General features: G+C 50.7%; 18 protein-coding genes. 6 read left to right on the top strand and 12 right to left on the bottom strand.

Features of this window, described 5'->3' with window-relative positions; translation table 11 throughout:
• Window positions 1–60: 60 nt before the first annotated feature.
• The 5 genes from C7390_RS08430 to C7390_RS08410 all read right to left on the bottom strand — a co-directional run bounded on the left by C7390_RS08430 (window position 61) and on the right by C7390_RS08410 (window position 5,269).
• Window positions 61–2,421 carry an ABC transporter permease gene (locus C7390_RS08430; protein WP_116443988.1) on the bottom strand — a complete coding sequence of 787 codons (2,361 nt, stop codon included), beginning with the start codon at window positions 2,419–2,421 and terminating at the stop codon, window positions 61–63.
• Window positions 2,405–3,100: an ABC transporter ATP-binding protein gene (locus tag C7390_RS08425; protein WP_116443987.1), complete on the bottom strand. Its 696-nt coding sequence runs from the start codon at window positions 3,098–3,100 to the stop codon at window positions 2,405–2,407. Before C7390_RS08425 ends, C7390_RS08430 begins: the two co-directional genes overlap by 17 nt.
• A gap of 63 nt (window positions 3,101–3,163) precedes the next feature.
• Window positions 3,164–4,393 (bottom strand): sensor histidine kinase, encoded by a 1,230-nt coding sequence (locus C7390_RS08420; protein WP_116443986.1) that lies wholly within the window; start codon window positions 4,391–4,393, stop codon window positions 3,164–3,166.
• Complete coding sequence (locus C7390_RS08415; protein WP_116443985.1) at window positions 4,390–5,088, bottom strand: response regulator transcription factor; 699 nt, start codon at window positions 5,086–5,088, stop codon at window positions 4,390–4,392. The genes C7390_RS08420 and C7390_RS08415 overlap by 4 nt, the downstream gene beginning before the upstream one ends.
• Window positions 5,081–5,269: a helix-turn-helix domain-containing protein gene (locus C7390_RS08410; protein WP_116443984.1), complete on the bottom strand. Its 189-nt coding sequence runs from the start codon at window positions 5,267–5,269 to the stop codon at window positions 5,081–5,083. The genes C7390_RS08415 and C7390_RS08410 overlap by 8 nt, the downstream gene beginning before the upstream one ends.
• Window positions 5,270–5,414: 145 nt before the next feature.
• Between C7390_RS08410 and C7390_RS08405 the strand changes: the two genes are divergently transcribed.
• From C7390_RS08405 to C7390_RS08380, 6 genes are all read left to right on the top strand, one after another.
• Window positions 5,415–5,783 carry a helix-turn-helix transcriptional regulator gene (locus tag C7390_RS08405; protein ID WP_116443983.1) on the top strand — a complete coding sequence of 123 codons (369 nt, stop codon included), beginning with the start codon at window positions 5,415–5,417 and terminating at the stop codon, window positions 5,781–5,783.
• A 256-nt stretch (window positions 5,784–6,039) separates the two neighbouring features.
• Window positions 6,040–6,369, top strand: coding sequence for a plasmid mobilization protein (locus C7390_RS08400; RefSeq protein ID WP_116443982.1), 330 nt, complete (start codon window positions 6,040–6,042; stop codon window positions 6,367–6,369).
• Window positions 6,330–7,658, top strand: a complete 1,329-nt coding sequence (locus C7390_RS08395; RefSeq protein ID WP_116443981.1) for a relaxase/mobilization nuclease domain-containing protein — start codon at window positions 6,330–6,332, stop codon at window positions 7,656–7,658. The genes C7390_RS08400 and C7390_RS08395 overlap by 40 nt, the downstream gene beginning before the upstream one ends.
• The gene (locus tag C7390_RS08390; protein ID WP_456362881.1) at window positions 7,640–8,026 is read left to right on the top strand and encodes a cysteine-rich VLP domain-containing protein; all 387 of its coding nucleotides are present in this window, start codon (window positions 7,640–7,642) and stop codon (window positions 8,024–8,026) included. Before C7390_RS08395 ends, C7390_RS08390 begins: the two co-directional genes overlap by 19 nt.
• A gap of 232 nt (window positions 8,027–8,258) precedes the next feature.
• Window positions 8,259–9,200, top strand: coding sequence for an abortive infection family protein (locus C7390_RS08385; RefSeq protein WP_116443980.1), 942 nt, complete (start codon window positions 8,259–8,261; stop codon window positions 9,198–9,200).
• The gene (locus tag C7390_RS08380; protein ID WP_318295624.1) at window positions 9,184–9,840 is read left to right on the top strand and encodes a pentapeptide repeat-containing protein; all 657 of its coding nucleotides are present in this window, start codon (window positions 9,184–9,186) and stop codon (window positions 9,838–9,840) included. The genes C7390_RS08385 and C7390_RS08380 overlap by 17 nt, the downstream gene beginning before the upstream one ends.
• 263 nt (window positions 9,841–10,103) lie before the next feature.
• Here the strand turns inward: C7390_RS08380 and C7390_RS08375 are convergent, their stop codons facing one another.
• The 7 genes from C7390_RS08375 to C7390_RS08345 all read right to left on the bottom strand — a co-directional run bounded on the left by C7390_RS08375 (window position 10,104) and on the right by C7390_RS08345 (window position 20,445).
• Window positions 10,104–10,310 carry a transposon-transfer assisting family protein gene (locus C7390_RS08375; protein WP_116443978.1) on the bottom strand — a complete coding sequence of 69 codons (207 nt, stop codon included), beginning with the start codon at window positions 10,308–10,310 and terminating at the stop codon, window positions 10,104–10,106.
• A 4-nt stretch (window positions 10,311–10,314) separates the two neighbouring features.
• On the bottom strand, window positions 10,315–11,259 hold the full coding sequence (locus C7390_RS08370) for a hypothetical protein (RefSeq protein ID WP_116443977.1): 945 nt from the start codon (window positions 11,257–11,259) through the stop codon (window positions 10,315–10,317).
• A 3-nt stretch (window positions 11,260–11,262) separates the two neighbouring features.
• Window positions 11,263–14,736 (bottom strand): YodL domain-containing protein, encoded by a 3,474-nt coding sequence (locus tag C7390_RS08365; RefSeq protein WP_318295623.1) that lies wholly within the window; start codon window positions 14,734–14,736, stop codon window positions 11,263–11,265.
• A 135-nt stretch (window positions 14,737–14,871) separates the two neighbouring features.
• Window positions 14,872–16,953: a DNA topoisomerase 3 gene (locus C7390_RS08360; protein ID WP_116443976.1), complete on the bottom strand. Its 2,082-nt coding sequence runs from the start codon at window positions 16,951–16,953 to the stop codon at window positions 14,872–14,874.
• Window positions 16,950–18,167 carry a CD1107 family mobile element protein gene (locus tag C7390_RS08355; protein WP_116443975.1) on the bottom strand — a complete coding sequence of 406 codons (1,218 nt, stop codon included), beginning with the start codon at window positions 18,165–18,167 and terminating at the stop codon, window positions 16,950–16,952. The genes C7390_RS08360 and C7390_RS08355 overlap by 4 nt, the downstream gene beginning before the upstream one ends.
• Complete coding sequence (locus C7390_RS08350) at window positions 18,157–18,408, bottom strand: DUF4315 family protein (RefSeq protein ID WP_116443974.1); 252 nt, start codon at window positions 18,406–18,408, stop codon at window positions 18,157–18,159. The genes C7390_RS08355 and C7390_RS08350 overlap by 11 nt, the downstream gene beginning before the upstream one ends.
• 21 nt (window positions 18,409–18,429) lie before the next feature.
• Window positions 18,430–20,445: a C40 family peptidase gene (locus C7390_RS08345; protein WP_116443973.1), complete on the bottom strand. Its 2,016-nt coding sequence runs from the start codon at window positions 20,443–20,445 to the stop codon at window positions 18,430–18,432.
• Window positions 20,446–20,460: the final 15 nt, after the last annotated feature.

Below are 20,460 nucleotides of genomic sequence, written 5' to 3'. Positions count from 1 at the left end.
CGATTCTGTAAGGTCAAAAACAGGCAGGCGGTTTCAAAATCGAAACCGCCTGCCCCAAATTTATTGTGCGCTGAGCGTATCAACAATGGACATATTGCGTATTCTCTTGATTGGCCCATGCACAGCCAGAATAACAGAGATTACAACGATCAACAGAATAATGGCTAATTCCGAAAATGGAATAGTCCAAGTATCCCCCCATTTATAGCCGATCAGCATTTCAAACAACAGCTTATTACAAAGCATCCCCAACACCGTGCCAACTACACCGCCGATTATGGTATAGGTGAAGGCTTCTGCAACGATTATTTTACTTAGCTGTCCCACACTTACTCCAATGGCACGGAAAGCGCCATATTGTTTTAGCCTTGCGGACACACTCATGGCAATACTGTTGATTATATTAAAAACTGTAATCAATGCAATTAGGACGAGGAACCCATAGATGAACAGCCAGAAACAATAGTAGGTTCCCATGGTACTGCTGTTGCCCATACGTTCATCTGCGAAAGTAAATGAGGAATCTACCGTTTGACGGATCTCATAAACATCTTCGTCTGTTGCGCCTTTGGCTAACTGTACATCAATAATCGTATATTTTGATTCGCCAGTAATTTGTTCAAACGTATCCTCTGAACAGATAATGGTTCCAACACCGGCAGCACTGTAAAACGGACAGTCGGACAACATTCCCACGATTTGGATTTCTTTACTTCGTCCGTTTATATTCAGCGATACAGTATCGCCTATTTGTATTGTGTTCTGCGGATCATAAACGATTAAGCCTGTCCATACATCAGTTTGCACAGATTTAAGAGAACCCTCTAACAAATAGTGCTTTGCCCAATCAAATTGATACTGCTCATAAGAGATCAAATCCATCTTTTTTTCAATGCCGTTTGTGACAGAAGAAACCTCGTATGCAAACTTTCTTCCATACGCTAAATCCACAACAGGATTTTCCTTTAGATCATCAAGTAATGCTTTGTCAATAGCGCAGGAGTTATCAGGGCTTATGATAGATAGATCTGCTGTCCATGGTTGAAGCGGTGTTAAGGTATGCTGCATGAACTCAACTGTCACAGAGAATGAAAGGAAAAGGATAATACTAAGAGCAAATGAGCTTGTCATCAAAATCAGATTTTTTCGATTTGCTTTTGCGTAATAAATCCCAAGTGCTGTATCAATCTTAAACAGTCGAGTATTAGCGGCATTTCTTGTAGGTTCTAAGGCGTTTGCATTACCGGAAACTGCTGCCAACGGAGATACTTTTGCTGCCTTTTTTGCCGGAGAGTAGGCAGCAAACAAAACTGTCACTAAGCCCACAACGATTCCAGAAAAAATACTTGGTAGGCTAAATCCAAATGCAGGCATCGCCTCGAAATATTCTGGACTTAGGAAACGTAAAACCGCACATAAGGCCCAAATAACAATTACACCGATGGAAATACCCACAGGGATCGCCAAACGGCACCAACTAAGTGCCTCTTTCCGTACCAAGCGCATAACCTGTTTTGGCGTTGCACCGATACAGCGCATAAGGCCGAAAAATTCTGTCCGCTGGGCTACATTGCTATTCAGGCTGCTTGCAATCATCATAATACCAGCTAACATTACCAGTATAAACAATACAGCCGCAGCTAGGTAAACCTGTAACAAAAATGGAACGCGGCTTTGTCCAAGTAAGCCAAGCAGATTATTGTTGGAAGATATTTGTTCATCCGATAATTTGCATTGCTCTTTTAAATCTGCAATTTTCCCCTGTATATTTCTTGTGTTTGCAAATTGAGCAAAAAACAGGAGGCCGTAATCATTCGGTTCTCCATCGGGTACGTTCGGATAAATTGTGCAGTAATCTTCTGTGCTTAAAATAATGCCGTAAGAATCACCACTCATTATCGAGGCTGAATTTTTCATAAATCCAGATATGGTAAAAATCAGATTATCGCCATCTGAAGTTTCGACGGTGATGGAATCACCAACCGTAACTCCCATTATCTGCTTTACATTTTCAGTCACCAACGCTTCATTACTTGCCTGTGGAAAAACACCTTCTTCAAGTTGACCAGCCCAAATTTCGGTTATATAGCTTTCATCACATCCACATATCGCTACATTTTTTCCTCCTAAAGTGTAGCCTAAATCTCCACGATAATTGAGTACACCATACGGCGAAAATGCTTCAATATCAGGACGTGAAGCGATAATTGCCGCTTCTTCATTGCTGATATTTTCGATGGCGATATGCCAGTTTCCATATTCCTGCTGGGCCTGCAAAATCTGGCTGCGGACGAACATATCTGCCATGCCAAAAATGGTTGTTACCAAAAATACTGCCAGAACGATACAGAAAATGGACATCCGGTTTTGTTTCCTGTGGACTTTTGCGGATATGGGAACAAGGTCAAGATAACGCTTCATTTGTTTTTCCTCCCAAATCCGCCAAAACACCATCTGATACCCGGAACACCCGATCAACGGATGCCGTCAAATTTTTGTTGTGGGTAATCATCAGGATCGTTTGTTGATAACGGCGGGATGCCTGTGTAAGCAGAGCAATGACATCTTGACTGTTCTTGCTGTCCAGATTGCCAGTGGGTTCATCCGCCAGAATCAACTTAGGCTTAGTGATTAACGCCCGGCCAATAGCAACGCGCTGCTGCTGTCCGCCGGATAGCTGGTTCGGCAGATGGTGACGTCGTTCTGTAAGGCCCAAGAGTTCCAAAATTTCTTCTACCGCTGCCGGGTCGGGCTTACGATAGTCCAAAAGAAGAGGAAACATGATATTCTGCTCCACATTCAGCTCGGAAACCAACTGAAAGGATTGGAAAATAAAGCCGATATTACGACGGCGAAAAATCGTGCGCTGTTCCTCTTTCATGGAAAACAGGTCTTGCCCGTCAACCCAAATATCGCCGGAAGATGGAGCATCCAAAGCGCCGATGCAGTTCAACAGAGTACTCTTGCCAGACCCAGATTCCCCCACGACAGCGGCAAACTCTCCTTTGTCCAGCGAAAAGGATACTTTTTTCAGGGCGTCTACCTTTGCTTCGCCCTTACCATAAGTTTTGCATAAGTTGTGTACTTTCAAAATTTCCATAGTGTCAATGCCTCCTTTCTCAAAAGGATAGCAAAAGCAGCTTACAAACAGATGAATTTGACCTTACAATTCCGTAAGGAAAGAGAGCGTAAAGTTTGTTCCTGCGCCTAATTCACTTTGCACAGAGATAACGCCGTTTTGTCCTTCGATAATAGATTTAGCAAGTGAAAGCCCCAGCCCAATCCCCTGTGTGTCAAGAGAATGTTTGCTGCGATAAAAGCGTTTGAAGATATGGTGAATATCCTCCGGGGCTATGCCGCTTCCATTATCAGAAATAAAAATCTGAAACATAGCAGGAGTGCGATCCCATGTAATACGGACAACGCCGCCAGCTTGTGTGTGATCCAGCGCATTTTTTACGATGTTTCCAATCGCTTCACCTGTCCATTCCATATCACAAATAAGCTGCTGCTCACCATCGCCATCGATCTGAATTTGTTTATTTTCGTTTTTAGCCCGTGTAGTTAATTCATTGACCGAATGTGTAATCAGCTCGGACAAACGGCAGCTTTTTTTCTCAAAAACAATGCTCCCCGTATCCAGTCGGGTTATTTTCAGCATGGATAAGATTAGCTGCTCCATACGCTTTAGAGAAATCCCCATCTTAGCTGCAAATTGCTTTACCGTTTCCGCATTTTCCGGCTCACTCTCAATAATCTCCTGATACATGGCGAGGGCCGACAGAGGTGTTTTAAGCTGGTGGGATATGTCGGATATGGTGTCTTTCAAAAACTCCTTTGCTTTATGTTCTGTTTCATTTTTTGATTGGAGCATGGTTGCAAGCTGCTCTATCGAGGAAAATATTTGGAAAATGGCTCCCTCATAATTCTGCGGTAAATGACAAGAGTAATCCCCGTTGATGTAATTCGTCAATACTTTGTCCGCCTGTTGGTATAATCGCTTCCTTTTCCAGAAAAAAACGAACATTCCTATGGAAAGCACAAGGAGCAAAAACATCACGGCACAGAGCGTAATGCAGAAAGTAGATTGCTGAAATTGATTTAGAAAGGGCCGTATATTGATTCCTGTCTGTTTTCCCAAACCCGCAGCCGCTAATAATGACCTGCCATCTTCACTAATTTCTGTGTTCGTTAGGGCGGTTACAATCGCTTCTTTGGAAACACCCTGTTCCAAAAGCGAGGATACAACCGCTTCATCGTGAGTGAGCCACAGAACTTCCACATCGTTCACCTGATAGATGGCTAAGACGGTTTCTGTACCTACAAGCAGTAAGGCAAAGGAGATCAAAAATAGCAAGAAGCCTTTAATCTGTTTATCGCGGCATAGGTTCATACAGACACCTCTTTCCATTGGTAGCCAAATCCACGGATTGTTATAAGGTGTTCGGGGCGCGACGGATCAGATTCCACTTTCTCACGAAGCCGCCGCACATAGACCGACAGGGTGTTATCATCAACAAAATTTCCTGTATCATCCCACAGCTCATTTAGAATGATGTCCCTTGTCACAACACGATTGGCGTTTCTTACCAGCAGACAAAGCAAACGATATTCGGCACTTGTCAAATCCAATGCTTTTCCCTTTAAGGCTGCACGGCTACCTAATAGGTCAATGGAAATGTCGCCACATTCAATAGAAGTGGTCTTTTCGCTTTGGGAAACCCCAGCCCGGCGCAGCAGCGCCCGGATACGGGAACACAATTCCCCCAGCTTGAAAGGCTTGGTGATATAATCGTCCCCGCCGCTATCCAATCCACGGATTACGCTGACTTCTTCATCCGATGCGGTCAGGAATATAATCGGTATCTGATGATTTTCTTTTCTTACTTTTTCGCATACGTTAAATCCTGTTCCATCAGGCAGGGTGACATCCAAAATCAACAAATCGTATCTGTCGAGTGCGGACAAGTATTGTTTTGCCTCACACACAGTACGGGCAACGTCAACATCAAATTCATTCTTTTTCAAAGAGTAGACCAAGCCATCTACCAGACTTACATCATCCTCCAATAGCAATATTCTATTCATGTTTTAATTCCTTTCCTTGTTTTGTCCTCATATCCACAGGCTTCTGTGCGTTTTTGGGAATTAGCCACACTGTTCCCATCTTCACAGCGCCGGGGATGCGGCCCGCAGCACAGTAATAATTTATCCAGCGCGGCGTCACGCCCCATTTTTCACTTGCTTCTTTCAACGTCATGTAGTTCATATACATTCCCTCCACTGCTATATTATAATTCGTTTTCTCGAAGAATACAACAAACAAAGTATGAATTATAAAGTTTAAGCTATCCGCATATAGCAACATTCCATGAGCAGACTATGAAATATAGAATGTAAATGGGTGATGCAATATGGCAAAAATTGAAGATTGCCCCGGTTTTGAAACTTTCGGCGCAGACGTAAAGGCGGCGCGGAAAGCAAAGCATCTCACACGAAAAGACTTAGCGGAAAAGGTAAACATCGAATCCCGGTATCTTGCCAATATCGAGAATGAGGGGACAATCCCCAGTCTGCCCGTCGTGATACAGCTTATCAAAATTTGCGGCTTGCCCGTGGAACACTACTTCAATCCAGAAGTCATGCGGGAGGAAAGCGAAGATCGGAAACGTGTCAACCACAAGCTGAAACTTTGCCCAGAGCAGTATCTACCAATCGTGGAGGGTGCCATTGACGGGGCCTTGAAAATCAAACAGCCAAACGAAGAAACGGAGGGTGAGTAAACACATCCTCTGTTTTCTTTTTATGGGGACGCGCAAGCGCCCTCTATTTTTTTCACTTTTTTCTTTCCAAGGGGCTATTTTGCGGGTAGTTTTGGGGTTTGGGAACGTCTTGTTAGCGGAGAAACAGTAACGTAGCAAGCATAGGGAGTGTAGCCACACTCCCGAACAAAACGGCCCGTCCCGTCCCTGCCGGGCCTCGTCCGTTTTGCTTGTTGGGGAAGTCCCCAAACCCCTTGAATGGAAAGGACGGTGAAGCATGGTAAACAGAACCAGAAAGATTGTGCTGCGCGTTCCCGTGACGCCGGAGGAACGAAAACTGATTGAACAGAAAATGTCACTGCTGCATACGAAAAACTTTTCAGCTTATGCCCGGAAGATGCTCATTGACGGCTATATCGTCAACATGGATACTACCGACATCCGGGCGCAGACCGCCGAGATACAGAAAATCGGCGTCAACGTCAATCAGATTGCAAAGCGGCTGAACAGCATGGGGCCGGTGTACGCACAGGACATCGAAGATATAAAGGGGGCGTTGGCGCAGATATGGCAGTTACAAAGATACATCCTATCAAGTCAACGCTGAAAAAAGCCCTGGACTACATCGAAAACCCTGACAAGACCGACGACAAGCTGCTGGTGTCTTCCTTTGCCTGTTCCTATGAAACAGCAGACATTGAATTTGAAATGCTGCTGGCGCAGGCGTACCAAAAGGGCAACAATCTGGCCCACCATCTGATACAGTCCTTTGCTCCCGGCGAGGCCACAGCGGAACAGGCCCATGAGATCGGGAAGCAGCTTGCCGATGAAGTGCTGCAAGGAAAATACCCCTATGTGCTGACAACCCATATTGATAAGGGCCACGTCCACAATCACATCCTGTTTTGTGCCGTGGATATGGTCAATCAGCTCAAGTACGTTTCCAACAAACAGAGCTATGCCTACATCCGGCGCACCAGCGACCGGCTGTGTAAAGAACACGGATTGTCCGTGGTGAAGCCCGGCCAGAGTAAGGGCAAGAGCTACGCCGAGTGGGACGCCCAGCGGAAAGGGACAAGCTGGAAAGCAAAGCTCAAAGTTGCTATTGATGCTGCCATCCCGCAGGCCAAAGACTTTGACGATTTTCTGCGGCTCATGCAGGCGCAGGGTTATGAGATCAAACCGGGCAAATTCATTTCATTCCGCGCTCCCGGCCAGGAACGCTTCACCCGCTGCAAGACGCTGGGGGAAGCCTACACCGAAGAAGCGATCAAAGAGCGTATCAAAAGCCGCGTCATCGCAAGGAGGCCAAAAGAACGCAAGGGAATTTCCTTGCGGATTGATCTGGAAAACAGCATCAAGGCACAACAGTCGGCGGGTTATGAGAAGTGGGCGAAGCTCCACAACTTGAAGCAGGCCGCAATGACACTGAACTTCCTGACAGAACATGGGATAGACACTTACCCGGATTTGGAAATCAAAGTAGCCGAGATCACCGCCGCCAACGACGAGGCCGCCGCTGCCCTGAAAGCCGCGGAACATCGGCTTGCAGATATGGCGGTGCTGATAAAGAACGTCACCACCTACAAGCAGCTCCGGCCCGTGGCGCTGGAATATCGCAAGGCAGCGGACAAGGCTAAATTTCGACGTGAGCATGAAAACACCTTGATTTTGTATGAAGCTGCGGCAAAGGCCCTAAAGGAACAGGGCATGAAAAAGCTCCCTGATCTGTATGCCCTGAAAGCCGAGTACAAGCGGCTGGCCGAGGAAAAAGAGCGGCTGTATGAACAGTACGGCGAAGCAAAAAAGCAGATGCAGGAATACGGTATCATCAAGCAGAATGTGGACGGCATTTTGCGGGTGACACCGGGAAAGGAATGGTCGCAAGAGTTATGAGCTTACCGAGAATGAATTACCCGCAATATCGCAAGGCCCGGAAGCTGGTGCGGGAGTGCTGCAATTACTGTGACGGGAACTGTCTGCTGCTGGACGATGGCAAAGAATGTGTTTGTATTCAAAGCATTTCCTATTCGCTGCTATGCCGGTGGTTCCGAGCTGCTGTCCTCCCGCTGGATGCGGCCCTGTGTGCCGAGATCACCAAAGACCGGGATGAGGTGAAACGCTGCTCCGAGTGTGACGCTGTATTTATGCCAAAGTCCAACCGGGCCAAATACTGCCCAGCCTGCGCCAAACGGATGCGCCGCCGCAAAGAGGCAGAACGACAGCGGAAAAGATACTGGCAATCTACGCATTTAGGGCCTTAAAAAGCCCGCTATTCCGGGACTTTTCCGGCATGGTTACATGTGTGGTGGAATGATTTATCCGATCCCCGCCGAAACGCTGTTCTAAATGCGTAGAAATGGGTAAAAAAAGAAAGCCACCAGACACAACAAACGTTTTGGTATTTGTGTCTGGTGGCTTCATAATAGACTTTACACTTTATTTCTGCTATAATTTAAGCGAATAAATACAATGTTTAGCGTGGGAGGTACAGTCATGGAGAAGAACAATTTTTCTTTGCTCCGATCTAAAGAAATTATAGCCATTTTAGATGGTGATAAAGACTTCGGTGAACTGACCTTTGAAGATAAATATGGAAACCAAACAAAAATAAAAATAGCGATGCCGTATTTAAGCGGGCCAGCTATTTGCGAGCTTTCGTCTTTCTTTGGGTTGCCAGCAACCTACTCATGGTCTGGCGGAGCGTTGAGCCGCTGGCAATACTTTGACAATATTATGGCTTTTTGCATTAAGCAAAATCGGATGTCTGATTTTCTTTCTTATCTTTTTTCAAAAGATAAATTTGTAGATGTGCTAAGAGATTTATCTGTAAAGGACATACAGAGCGCACACGAAGCTATTTTACAAAAAGTTTTGGAACAGATTAACAGCATTTTATACTTTGGCGGTCACGAATTACGCGTTATAGGCAAGGTATATCAGGTTTGTAATGTGGGGGAGGTTGTCGCTGTTGCTGCGCCAGCAGTAAAAATCATTGACCGCGCCTATATAAAAGATTTGGCTGGCAGAGCCAATAAGGACATTGATGAGGGAAATTTCGATAGCGCCATTACCAAGGCCCGCACCATACTCGAAGAAACCTTTTGCTATGTTATTGAGAAAAAAGGAGAAGTTCCCTCGGACAGCGGTGATATTGGCAAACTTTACGGTCAGGTCAAGACTTTATATAATATGCACGCAGACAAGAATTTGGACAAGCGCATAAACACGCTTCTCTCAGGTTTGGAAAAGATAATCTCTGCAATCGCTGAAATGAGAAATAAGGAAAGTGATTCTCACGGCGTTGGTAGTAAGCGCATTGGCATAGCTGATTATCATACCCGTCTCTTTGTTAATTCCGCAATCGCTATGGCAGACTTCATATTATCGGTGTATCAAAATGCAGATCGAGAGGCAAAACATGGGACAAACTTATAGAATTGATCGACTGAACCTTATCACACGCAAGCGTCGGCCTCAAAAAGTTGTTAATGAGGCACGTTGCCGTTACTTGGCCAAAAGTCAATTAGTCAAGTGTAATGCCCAAAATAAGCATTTTGATTATTTGAATTTTCGCGGTTCTCACTTCAAAAAAGTTGATTTTTCTTTTGCAAAAATTTCTGGATGTGATTTTTGGGGTACGAGTTTCAACAAATGTAATTTTTCCAATGCCTATATCACTGACTGTGTGTTTATGGGATGCAAATTCATCGACTGCAAATTTGATACTGCCCATATAGAATATACTACCATCGTCAATACGAATATATCTGGATGCAGGAACATTGTTTTGGGTAAATTTGTAGAGGTCTTATCCCAATATCCAGATTTCCAACACGCATCCGATTTAGAAGAAGTGCTGGAAGCATTGAAAGACAATACTAATATTCGCAAATACAAACTACTGCATCTTCCGGGAAACAAGTATAACAGATTAAATATTTATTTGTTACAGAAGAAGTTTTCACCAGAAGAATTACCTAAACTTTTGTGGCGCATCAGTGGAAAGTCGAACAAAAACTTAACCACATACAAAAAATTAGAACTGGAGTTGAAAGCTGAAAAAAGAGTGGTATAATATATATGTCCCGCCCCACACAATCGAGAGGTTGTGTTGCTAATGAGGCTTGGTAACAAGAGATCGGGGACTGTAACATGATAGCTAACATTCGAGGAGGGATGTCTATGATTTCTAATATGAGTACTATCGTCGGATTTCTTTGTCTGGTTGTTGGAAAAATGTTAAATCTTGTAGCCCCTCTCGATTGTTTGGGGTAAATAAGAAAATATGCGCCGGACGCAAGCAGCCACATGGCCGCCGCGCCCGGCGTTTGCTGTTATTTATTCGTTCTCGTATGTGAAATTGAACTTCTGGTTGTCATAGTCGGCATCCGTCATGCGTTCCAGCTTGGAAAGGGTTTGCTGGGCCAGTGCCCGCATATCCCCGTCCATATCTGGCAGGGCGGCGGTAATCTTGCCCATCGTCCTGCGCCGGTCTGCATTGTGATACATACAGATCAAGTTTTCTTCCTCCACAGTAAAGTGCATTTGGTTATACCTCCAATTCGTTTTTCTTGGTTCTGGCTGCCGCCTTTTTCGGGCTGGCGGCCTGTCTGCTGTCGGTGAGCTGCTTGCGGATAGAGGGCCGGGGCCTGCGTATTGACACATCCCGGCGCTCGTCCTTGCCAATCATGGCATACACGCCGTGCCGGTCTTTTATGCCGGTAAAGCATAGAGATTTATAGGGCAGCATGGCAAAGAGCCGGTCATTGTCTTTGGTGGAGGCCAGCGCGTCAAAGTGCGGTGAGATCTCCACCATGAAATGCGTCTTGTTGGGGCTGTTGGGTGCAGACAGATATTTCAGCTTATCCACGATGCGCTGGGCCTCGGTTTCAATCCGGCTGTCATGCAAAGCGGTGATGTGGGCTTTGAAATCTCCCGGTCTTGCCTGCTTCCGTCCGTGCTGCTCCTGCTGTAACGCCTCCTGCAGCACAGCCGGGTCGCGGGGCTGGGCCTCATACCGCAGGAAATCTCCCAGCACACGGTCTGGGCTTCCGTCAAAAAATTGTTCCGCCGGAGTGTCACGGCTTCCATGCTCATAAAAGAGCCGGTTCACACTCACCGGCAAGGCAGCATCAATGACGTGCTGAAAATACTGCTGGTAGTCCAGCTCATAGAGATTGCCCCGGATAATATCATCCTTGGTGCCGGTCAGCTCCACAGCGTAGGCCAGTATCTTGTCGCGGGTCTGCTCCCCGTAGAAACGCCATATATTGTGCTGCCGGGTATCTTTCAGGAACACATCACGTTCCCGGAAGCAGTACGTCCCGGAGGGCCGGGACATCCACAGCAGGGTCTTATCCACGGCCTGATCGCTGGCGGCGGCCCGCTTTATGATTTCTTTGTCAATGTCAAAGTCATTCCGATAAAACGCGGTGTTCTGCCGCATGATCTCGCCCAGCGCGGCCAGAACGTCCACATTTTCAAACTTCTGCATCCCTTACACCTCCAATTCCTGTGATTTTTCCCGTGCCGGTTTCTTTTTTGCCTGTTCCTCCTGTGCGGCTTTGAGCTGCGCCCGAATGGATGGCTTTTTCTGCTGGGTCTTGCGGGACTGTTTGGCCTTGGGCTTCTTGGACTCAGCTTTGGCAGCATCGGCAAGATCGGTAAGGGAAATCTGTTCCCCGGCTTTTACCTTGGCCTCCAACTCGCCCATGGACGGGGTGTTATTGATAACGCCGTCAATCATGTTTTCGTTCTGTTCCGTGGACAGCTCGGCGGTACGCAAGGGATTTTCCCGTAAAAACTCCGGCACCTGCTGAAAACCAAAGCTGTCACAGTAATGGGCCGTATCTTTGCCTCCCTGATGCAGCACCACCACGTCGGACACAGAAAGGGAATGTCCCTTGAAATTTGCCGGATGGTCGATGTTGAATGTGCGGTAGATGTCCTCCAACGTGGTCTTGCCATCCAGCGGCGCGGTGTAAACAAGGTCATAGTTGGCCCTGTCCACAGAGCGGCCCGTGGCTTGCAAGCGATCATAGGGTTCAAACCGATAGTCCCGCGTTTCATCACCACTCTTGATCTGATAGATAGAAAAGCTGTCCTGCTCTGGCGATTCATAGCCAGCCGCCGCATATTCCTCCACGGTCATACCGGCTGCGGCGGCCTCCTGTGCAATCTCGACCTGCACCTGTTCCTTATAGTCCTGCAAGGTCTGGTCAAAGTCGGACAGCTTAGGCGGCTCCGGCAACTGATACTGGCCCTGATTGAGAAGCGGGCGGCACTCCTGCACATATTCAAGAACGGCATGGAAATAGGCTTCCTGCTCCGGCGTCAATTCCTCCCCGGAAAGCAGGGGCCGTCTGGCTTCCTGTTCCATGTGGGAGAGATTACAATGCAGCTTCATATAAGGAACAAACTCACCCAGCAGCATATCCCGTTCCGCTTTGTCCTGCTCCCAGCCCTCTAAGCCGGTTTCCACAATCACATGATTTTTCCAGCTTTCATCCTGGGCGTAGTATTCATGATAGCTCTGGATGTGCTGTATCAGGGAACCGTCCCCATCGCCAAAATCCTGCCGCCCCTCGTAATTGTCCGGCTGTCCCCGGAAAGTAAAGTCAATGCGGAACTTGGTCTTGTCATAGCCCATGCCTGCCGGATATTCTGCATCCAGCTTGGCAAACAGGGCGTCGGCCTCATGCAGCGGCATGGTCTGGCCCTCTTTCAGATGTGGGCTTTCACTCCAAAGCACCGTAACAACCGGCTCCGCTGTCGGGTCAAGGGACGGAGCCTCGGTCTGGTCTGGCGTTTGCTGTTCCTGCGGCTGTTCGGCCTCCTGTTTTGCCTCGCGCTCCTGCTGAATCTGGGTCAGATGGTCGTCAATATCGGTTATCAGCTCATTGGCTGCTTTACGGATGGTTTCAAGGGAGGCTTTCAGCTCGGACAGCTCCCGCCCGGAACTCCAACCGGCCACATAGCCAAAGGAATAGTCCGACGTGTCCAGCCCGTAGTGCTGGCAGACAGCATACGCCACGCTTTCAGCCTGCACCTCACGGGTGCGGCGGTCAAGCCGGTCAGCCTGCTCGGTGGCTGGGGCGTCCTTGTCGATGGCGTGGAGCTTGGCATGGGCGATCTCATGGATGGCCGTTTTCAGGGTTTGCAATTCACTCATGCCCTCGTTAATGGCAATCCGCTTTTCTTCCAGATGGTAGTAGCCGTGTGCGCCGCCCTCGATGTTCTCAAAGGCAATCGGCACCGGCGACGCCTTTTCCAGCGCGGTGAAAAAATCCTGATACTGTTCCACGCTGCCGGTCAGCTCGGACACGGCAATGTCCGGGATTTCCTTGCCCTCGGTCTGGCTCACGTCAAAGACTGTGACGACGCGAAAGGCTGGGATTTCAATTTCCCGTTCCTCGGTGACGGGCTTGCCGTCTGCGCCGATTACCGGCTTTTGAGTAACCGGGTCAATTTTCTCCATCTGCTTTTTCACTTTGTAGGGGGACGGGGCCAGTATCTTGATGCCTTTTTCGCCTTTTTTTACATGGCGCTCAAAGTCGTCCCGCCACTTGCCAAAACCGGCAACCAGAGAGGCGTCCGGCTTCTGCATGGCAATCAGCAGCGTATTGTTGAAGCTGTAATTATGGAACTTGGACATCGCCGTGAGATAGGCTTTGTACTGTTCACTTTCAAAAAGGGCCTGTATTCCAGCTTCCAGACGGTCAGTGATCTCTTTCATGCGTTCGGCATTGTTCTTTCCGTTCAAGTCGATGGGGATAACCGGCTGGGGCTGCGGGGCCTCGGCACTCATTACCGCTGACTGCCGGGTCTTGATCTCATCCCGCATAACCTCCGGCCGGGGAAAGGCCATTACCCGGTATTCCTCCGGCACCGGATGCCCCTCATGGATGCGCTGCCACTTGTCGCCGCTTTTTACGATATAGCCGTACTCGGTAAAAGCTCCCTGTTCCTGCTGGGAAATGTGACGGCCAAACTGCGTCGTATCAATCCCGGCTTTCCATTCCTGCGGCATATCCACCATGCCGGAACGGTTCAGATAGTAATCGCCCAATGCGGCGGCGGTATGCACATCCGGCAGATGCACATAGTAGTCCACGTTTTCGGTAAAGTCGATGATCTGGCCGATACTCTCAAAACCACCCTTGGGATTTTGCAGGGCGGCGTTCAGCTCTGCGATCTCGGAGGCGTCAAGCTGGCCCAGCCGGACGGCAAGGAAATTCAGCTCGTCCACGTCGGCGGCCAGCACCATATCGTAAGGCAGCGCAAGACGCTGGCCCTCCGGGTAGGAATACCCGTTGATAAAAAAGTCCTGCGGATTGTCGGCGGAAATGCCGATCTGCCGCAGGGCTGCTTGTAGTTGTTCCGTTGTAGTAGGCATATCCAGCCAGACACCATCCTTGCCCTGTTCGTAGAGCTGGCGGTTATGGAGCTGGATAGAAAAAACTTCGTTCACGCGCTCACTCCTTTCTTTGTCCTGTTCCATTAGACGCTGCATCAGCTCGTAGTCCTCAATGCTCATGTTGCCGTCATATACATACGGGTCGATGTCCTCGCCATTATAGGGGCGCTCATAAAAAGGCATCCCCGCTTCATGGGCCTTGGCCTGCGCTTCCTCCAATACCTCCGGGGGCAGCACATCGTCGTGGGCCACCATAAACGGGGCGATATTACTTAGGCCGTTTTCGTAGTGGTGGCGCACTCCGGCGGCCAGCTCGTCCACGCTCATTTCCTCGCCTAGATAGCCGGAATAATAACCATTCACCACAACGGCCTTGGGGTCTGTGGCCTGTATCTCGGCAAGCCGCATTTTGTCCTCCGGGTACAAATAGTCGCTCATATCCAGATGAAACGCTTCCCCGTGCCATGAACGGCCCTCCCGCCAGAACGCCAGCCATGCAATGCCGCTTCGTAAATCGTCCTGATATTCTCTTACGGTGTCCTGTAAACTTGCCATCGGCAGCCTCCTTTCTCTGAAATATAAGGGTTTGGGAAACTCCCAACAAGCAAAATCCCCGGCCCGGTCAGGTGCGCCGGGTCAGGGATTTACCGGGAGTGTAGCCACACTCCCTATGCTTGCTCTGTTAGTGTCTTAGCTCCTGTGTTCCACACGGTAATTGACGTATTTCCCGCCGGTATCGGCCAAAAGCACCGTCCCGTCATAGGTTTTGCCGGTTTTCATGGAATAGAGGCCCTTTACCTTTGCTTTTCCGTCTTTGAGCAGCGCGGCGGCGATCTTCGGGGTGAACGCTTTCCTGCGTTCCTCAAAAAATCGGTCATTCTTCCACATGACAAACTGGCAGGCCCGGTTTCCGCAGTAGTAGTTTTTCCTACCCTCGTAGACGGCCTCGCCGCAGCGGGGACACGTCCCGATTGCCACACGCTCGGCCTGAAACAATTTCTGCTTATCTTCGCTGATGCAGGAATAGGTCTTAACCAGCTCCCGCGTCATGGCCTCAATACCGGCCATAAACTCGTCCGGGTCAGCCTGCCCTTTGGCGATCTCGGTTAGACGGCTTTCCCATTCAGCGGTAAGCTGGGGAGAGGTCAAAGCCTCCGGCAGAACCACGGCCAGATTGATGCCGTCCTTGGTGGGAATGAGCTGCTTACCCTTTCTCTGGACAAAGCCCATCTGAACCAGCTTTTCCAAAATAGCGGCGCGGGTGGCCGGGGTTCCCAACCCCTTGCGCTCGGCGTCCTCCGGCATATCCTCGGCCCCGGCCCGTTCCATAGCAGACAGCAGCGTATCTTCGGTGAAGTGCTTGGGCGGCGTGGTGAAATGCTCCGTGACGGATGCAGCCACGTCCGTAAAGGTCTGGCCCTCGGTCAGCTCCGGCAGCTCCCGCACGGCCTCGGCGTCCTCGTCAGAATCGGTTTTCAGGGAGGAACGGAAACGGCGGTCAATCTCTTTCCAGCCGGGGGAAAGAACGGTCTTGCCCTTGGCGGTAAACTCTTTCCCGGCACAGGTGAATGTGGCGGTGACAGCCTCATATACATAAGGCCCGGCCACGGCGCACAGCACCTTGCAGCAGATCAGGGACAGCAGCTTTCGCTCACTCTCGGCCAGTCCGTCAAAGCCCTGCTTCACAAATTCAGCGGTGGGGATGATAGCGTGGTGGTCGGTCACCTTTTTGCTGTTCAGGATGCGGTCATACTGCGGGGAAATGTTCAGCCCGGAAGCGAAAGGCACCAGCTCCCAAAGGCCGGACACAAGGTTTTCCGCCACAGGCAGCATATCGTCGGTGAGATATTGGCTGTCCGTTCTCGGATAGGTCAGCAGCTTCTTTTCGTACAGTGTTTGTGCGTAATCAAGGGTCTGTTTGGCGGTAAAGCCAAAGAGCCGGTTGGACTCCCGCTGCAAGGTGGTCAGATCATAGAGCTTGGGCGGCTGCTCCGTCTTTTTCTCCCGCGTCACGGAAGCACAAACGGCCTGCGCTCCGTCACAGGCCACCTTGGCAGTGTTTGCTTCGCCAGCGTCAGAAAAGCGGCTGCTTACTGCGTCCGCGCCATCTACACCGATATGGACGATGTGATATTTCTCTTTCTTGAAATTCGCGATCTTGGCGTCGCGTTCTACCAGCAGATTCAGGGTAGGGGTCTGGACGCGGCCCACGGTCAGGGTCTTGTGGTATAGCACAGAGAAAAGCCGGGTGGCGTTGATGCCCACCAGCCAATCTGCCTTGGCACGGCACAGGGCCGATTGATACAGCGGGTCATAGTCCGTTCCCGGTTTCAGGTGAGTAAAGCCGTCCCGGATGGCGCTGTCCTCCATGCTGGAAATCCAGAGGCGCTTGAACGGCTTTTTACAGCCTGCCATCTGATAGACAAAACGGAAAATGAGTTCTCCCTCGCGCCCGGCATCAGTGGCGCACACAAGGCCGGTCACGTCGGGGCGCTCCATCAGGGAGCGCAGAATGTCAAACTGCTGCTTTTTCTCGTCTGGGATGATGTACTGCCACGTTTCCGGGAGAATGGGCAAATCCTCATAGCGCCATTTCTTGAAACGCTCGTCATACCGGCCAGCATCGGCAAAGGACACCAGATGCCCGATGCACCAGCTCACCAGATAGCCGTTTCCCTGCAAATATCCGTCGTGCTTCTCCGTGGCTCCGATCATACCCGCAATGCTGCGGGCGACACTCGGTTTTTCTGCAATTACCAACTGATAACTCATTCCTCGTCCTCCTGTTCATTTTCGGTTTCCGGCGCTTCATCCTCCAAATCCTCGTCGTCGCCAAAATCATACTCGTCTAAGTCGTCGCTGCCCTTGGTGTCTGCCCTGGGCTTTTTGAACTTGAAGTAATACAGGGCTGCGCCGCCGCCAGCCATTGCTACCACAAGGAACACGATCAGGCCGCCAGCGCCGGAACCGCTGTTTTTCGGTTCCTCCTGCGGGGCATCGGTTTCCTGAGGCTGGGTTTCCTGCGGTTCCGGCCCGGTACATTCGCTCATGTTATTTTTACAAACCGGGCAATTCGTATTGACGGCCCCGGCCTTACATTTGGTGGTACAGGTGCAGACAGAAGCGGTGCTTCCTTTCTGGCCGTCCTCCATCAGCGCCAGCAGGTCGGCTTCATCCACCTGATTTAAGAAATGGACGGTTTCTTTTCCCTCGTCGTCCCGGTCAATAATCAGGTAAAAGATGTTGCCATTCTTGGTTTCCACGGTGATAAACTGCTTGCCGCTTTGGGTGGTGCTGCCGATGTCGTCAATCAGCGTCAGGTTCCCGTCCGGGGTCAGGGCAGCGCTACCGCCGGTCTGGCTGCCAGTGAACAACCCCAGCAGGGCGGCAAGTTCTTCTTCATCAAGGGAGAGGGAGAAGCTACCCTCGGCGGTGTTTTCTTTCTTGGTGTCGCTGACGGTCAGATAGTCGGAATGGACATAGCCGACACGCTCCGGCAGAAGAATTTTCACCCAGTCGCCGTCTGTGCCGATCACTTCCACCTGCGTTCCGTTGGGAAGTTGGGTGAACGCGGTCTTATCAAGCCCCGCGCCGGTGCGGACGTTCAGTTTTCCACCGTTTGTAGTCACGGTGCCGGTCTGGGTAGTTTCCTCCGTGCCGCTGGTGGTGATCTGGATGCCATCGTCCGTAGCGGTGATGCTTACCTTGGAGCCGAACAGAGAGGAAAGCAGGTCGGCGGCCTCCTTGCCGGTCAAGCTCTTGGTTTTATTGTCCTCCGTTTTGCCTGCGGCTGCGGTATTCGTCTTGTCGGGCTTCTCCGCGTCAGGCTCAACGCCGCCGGTTGCCTCGGCGGCAGCTTCCGGCAAAGGCTCCGGGGCCGGGTCGGCGCCGCCCGCAAAAGCGGTAACAGGAAAGACCGTGAAGCAGAGCATCACGGCCAGAATTGCGGGCAGAATACGGGAAATTCGTCTGGTTTTATTCTTCATGGGCATTGTCCTCCTGTTCATGGTATGCTGTGACAGCAGGGGCGGCCTGCATTGCGCCGGAACGCAGGAACGCGGCAAATTCCTCCGGCTTCATGTTCATGCCGCGCACAAGCTGGACGATCTGCAAATTCTCCTGTTCGGTTTTCTGCGCTTCCAGCTCCCGAAGCAGCTTCTGATACTCCACGATCTTGGACTTGGTTTTCTGGATGTCCTTCTCAATGCGGTCAAGTTTACTTGCCATAGTCAAAACTCCTTTCTGGCGTCAGGGCAGACGCCCGAAACTGTAAAAATGGGATTGCCAATAATTTGAATTGAGATTTGTGTAGGAAATGGGGTCGCCGCAATGCAGCATCACCGAATTGCCCACATACAGGCCGACGTGGGATACGCCGGGGGTATCATAAGTGCCAACAAAAAACACAAGGTCGCCGGGCTTGGCCTGCGAACTGGAAACAGGGGTGCAGATGTTGTATAGGCCCTGCGCTCCCAGCCGTCCCACGTTCCAGCCGGAATGATTGATGACCCATGAGATAAAGCCACTGCAATCAAAGCTGGTGCTGGGAGAGCTGCCGCCCCACACATAGGGATAGCCGATGTACTTTTCGGCTTCTTTCAGCATGGCGGCAAACTGTTCATCCTCCAAAGCCTCCGGGGGAACGTCATAATAGGTCGGTTCTTTCAGGGTGGAGGCGTGGGGGTACTGGCTGCCGGAAAACAGGTCGGGCCGGTTGCCCAGCGTGGACATATACAGGGAATAGGCACTTAGCGTTTCCTCGTCCATGATGTAGACCGGCACATGGGACAGGTTGAAATTTTCCAGCGTCACAGTGCAGATGTAATAGTCATACGGTACTTCTACTTCATACTCGTATTCCTCAGTTGAGATTTCGCCGGTGTCCGGGTCTGTGACCGTCCGTGTCCCTGTCCGGGTTTCCGTGCGGTAGCGCACTTCTTTCACAACGTTTTCCGTCAGGATGTATTGCTTGTCGAACAGCATTTGCAGGTCGCTTCGCACCTCTCCAATGGTAAACTGCCCGTCATGGAGCGCCGACAGAATGGAGATCATCACATAGGGGTCATGCTCGATGCTGTCAAGGTCAAAGTGGTATTCGTCATAGTCATGGGTAGCCTCGTAATTGTCCAGATACGCTTGCAGCTCGGCTTCCAGTGCAACGTAGGCGTCCTCGGCGGCCAGCATATCGCTGTCCTCGGAAAAGTAGGAGGACGCCGCAATGCCGCTTCCGGCGCTGCCAAACATGGCGGTGCAGGATTGCAGGCCGGTCAGAACCATCAGCAGCAAAAGCCCCAGCACCAGAACGGCCAGTGAACCTTTCCAGTGACGGGCCAAAAAAGAGGCGGCCTGTTTGCTTTCCTCGGCGGCTGCCTTGGCCGCTCTGGTGGAGGATGCGGCTGTCTTAGCTGCGCCCTGTGCCGCCGTCCCTGCGGTCTGGCCCGCTGTCCGGGCGGCTTTGGCATACTGGCGCTTGATCTGCTGCTTTTGCCAGAACCGGGAAACGGGATTGGTGGCCGCCTGCGCGATCTCCGGGTTATCCCGCAAGGACTTCTGGTAAAAATACTCCGCGTTTGCGGCAAGGGCCTGACGCTCGGCTTTTTCTGCGTCCCGGTAAGGTTTCAGCTTGTGGTGCCGGATGCTGCTGCGGATGGCCCGGCCAGCCTGACGCTCGGCAAGTTCTTCTCCCTTATGGCCGCCCTCCACCCCCACGTTTTCATGCTCAACTTCGTGGATTTTCCCGTGGGCGAACAATAATACCTCCGAAACGGGGCGACCTGCCGGGTTGGGCTTTAACTTGGGAGGCCCTTTGTCCTGCTGTTCAAAGCGCAGGGCGCTCTTGGCCTTGCCGGTGGCCTCGTCATAGACCGTTTCTTTCACAAAAACACGCTTTTTCGGGATAGCGTCACGGGCTGCATCCAGCCTGTCAGCTTTCTTATCTGCTTTGCGGATATAGGGCTGTAAGTCCGGGTCGGCCCGTTCTTCCTCGGTCAGTTGGAGCCGGGAGGATGGCCGGTGCAGGGCGGCGTCCCCATCGGCAGCGGTGGCCGCTGCCTGCTTTGCGGACTTTTTGGCCTTATGCCGGTCATGGGCATCATCGGCCCGTCCCAGCAGCTTTTCCGCTGTACCGCCAGCCTCCGGGGTATAGTCCTGTTCGGCCTCCCGGCTGGAAATGTTCTCAACCTCGCCGGTGGCCTGATTTTCCAGCGTCAGGCCGTCGCGGGTCATGGCCTGTGTCACCTTGGGTTTTGCTTTCAGCTCTTTCAATGGCCGTCACCTCCT

This window comes from Bacteroides galacturonicus (assembly GCF_003096855.1).
GTDB lineage: Bacteria > Bacillota > Clostridia > Lachnospirales > Lachnospiraceae > Lachnospira > Lachnospira rogosae.
Note: the sequence above shows the minus strand (reverse complement) of the source record. Positions and strands in the feature narration are given on the sequence as shown.

Coding starts and splice junctions, on each gene's coding strand:
- C7390_RS08405 (WP_116443983.1), top strand. CDS start 5,415: ATGGCAAAAATTGAAGATTGCCCCGGTTTTGAAACTTTCGGCGCAGAC.
- C7390_RS08370 (WP_116443977.1), bottom strand. CDS start 11,259: ATGCAGAAGTTTGAAAATGTGGACGTTCTGGCCGCGCTGGGCGAGATC.
- C7390_RS08395 (WP_116443981.1), top strand. CDS start 6,330: ATGGCAGTTACAAAGATACATCCTATCAAGTCAACGCTGAAAAAAGCC.
- C7390_RS08365 (WP_318295623.1), bottom strand. CDS start 14,736: ATGGCAAGTTTACAGGACACCGTAAGAGAATATCAGGACGATTTACGA.
- C7390_RS08355 (WP_116443975.1), bottom strand. CDS start 18,167: ATGAAGAATAAAACCAGACGAATTTCCCGTATTCTGCCCGCAATTCTG.
- C7390_RS08410 (WP_116443984.1), bottom strand. CDS start 5,269: ATGAACTACATGACGTTGAAAGAAGCAAGTGAAAAATGGGGCGTGACG.
- C7390_RS08375 (WP_116443978.1), bottom strand. CDS start 10,310: ATGCACTTTACTGTGGAGGAAGAAAACTTGATCTGTATGTATCACAAT.
- C7390_RS08380 (WP_318295624.1), top strand. CDS start 9,184: ATGGGACAAACTTATAGAATTGATCGACTGAACCTTATCACACGCAAG.
- C7390_RS08415 (WP_116443985.1), bottom strand. CDS start 5,088: ATGAATAGAATATTGCTATTGGAGGATGATGTAAGTCTGGTAGATGGC.
- C7390_RS08360 (WP_116443976.1), bottom strand. CDS start 16,953: ATGAGTTATCAGTTGGTAATTGCAGAAAAACCGAGTGTCGCCCGCAGC.
- C7390_RS08350 (WP_116443974.1), bottom strand. CDS start 18,408: ATGGCAAGTAAACTTGACCGCATTGAGAAGGACATCCAGAAAACCAAG.
- C7390_RS08420 (WP_116443986.1), bottom strand. CDS start 4,393: ATGAACCTATGCCGCGATAAACAGATTAAAGGCTTCTTGCTATTTTTG.
- C7390_RS08385 (WP_116443980.1), top strand. CDS start 8,259: ATGGAGAAGAACAATTTTTCTTTGCTCCGATCTAAAGAAATTATAGCC.
- C7390_RS08390 (WP_456362881.1), top strand. CDS start 7,640: ATGGTCGCAAGAGTTATGAGCTTACCGAGAATGAATTACCCGCAATAT.
- C7390_RS08400 (WP_116443982.1), top strand. CDS start 6,040: ATGGTAAACAGAACCAGAAAGATTGTGCTGCGCGTTCCCGTGACGCCG.
- C7390_RS08425 (WP_116443987.1), bottom strand. CDS start 3,100: ATGGAAATTTTGAAAGTACACAACTTATGCAAAACTTATGGTAAGGGC.
- C7390_RS08430 (WP_116443988.1), bottom strand. CDS start 2,421: ATGAAGCGTTATCTTGACCTTGTTCCCATATCCGCAAAAGTCCACAGG.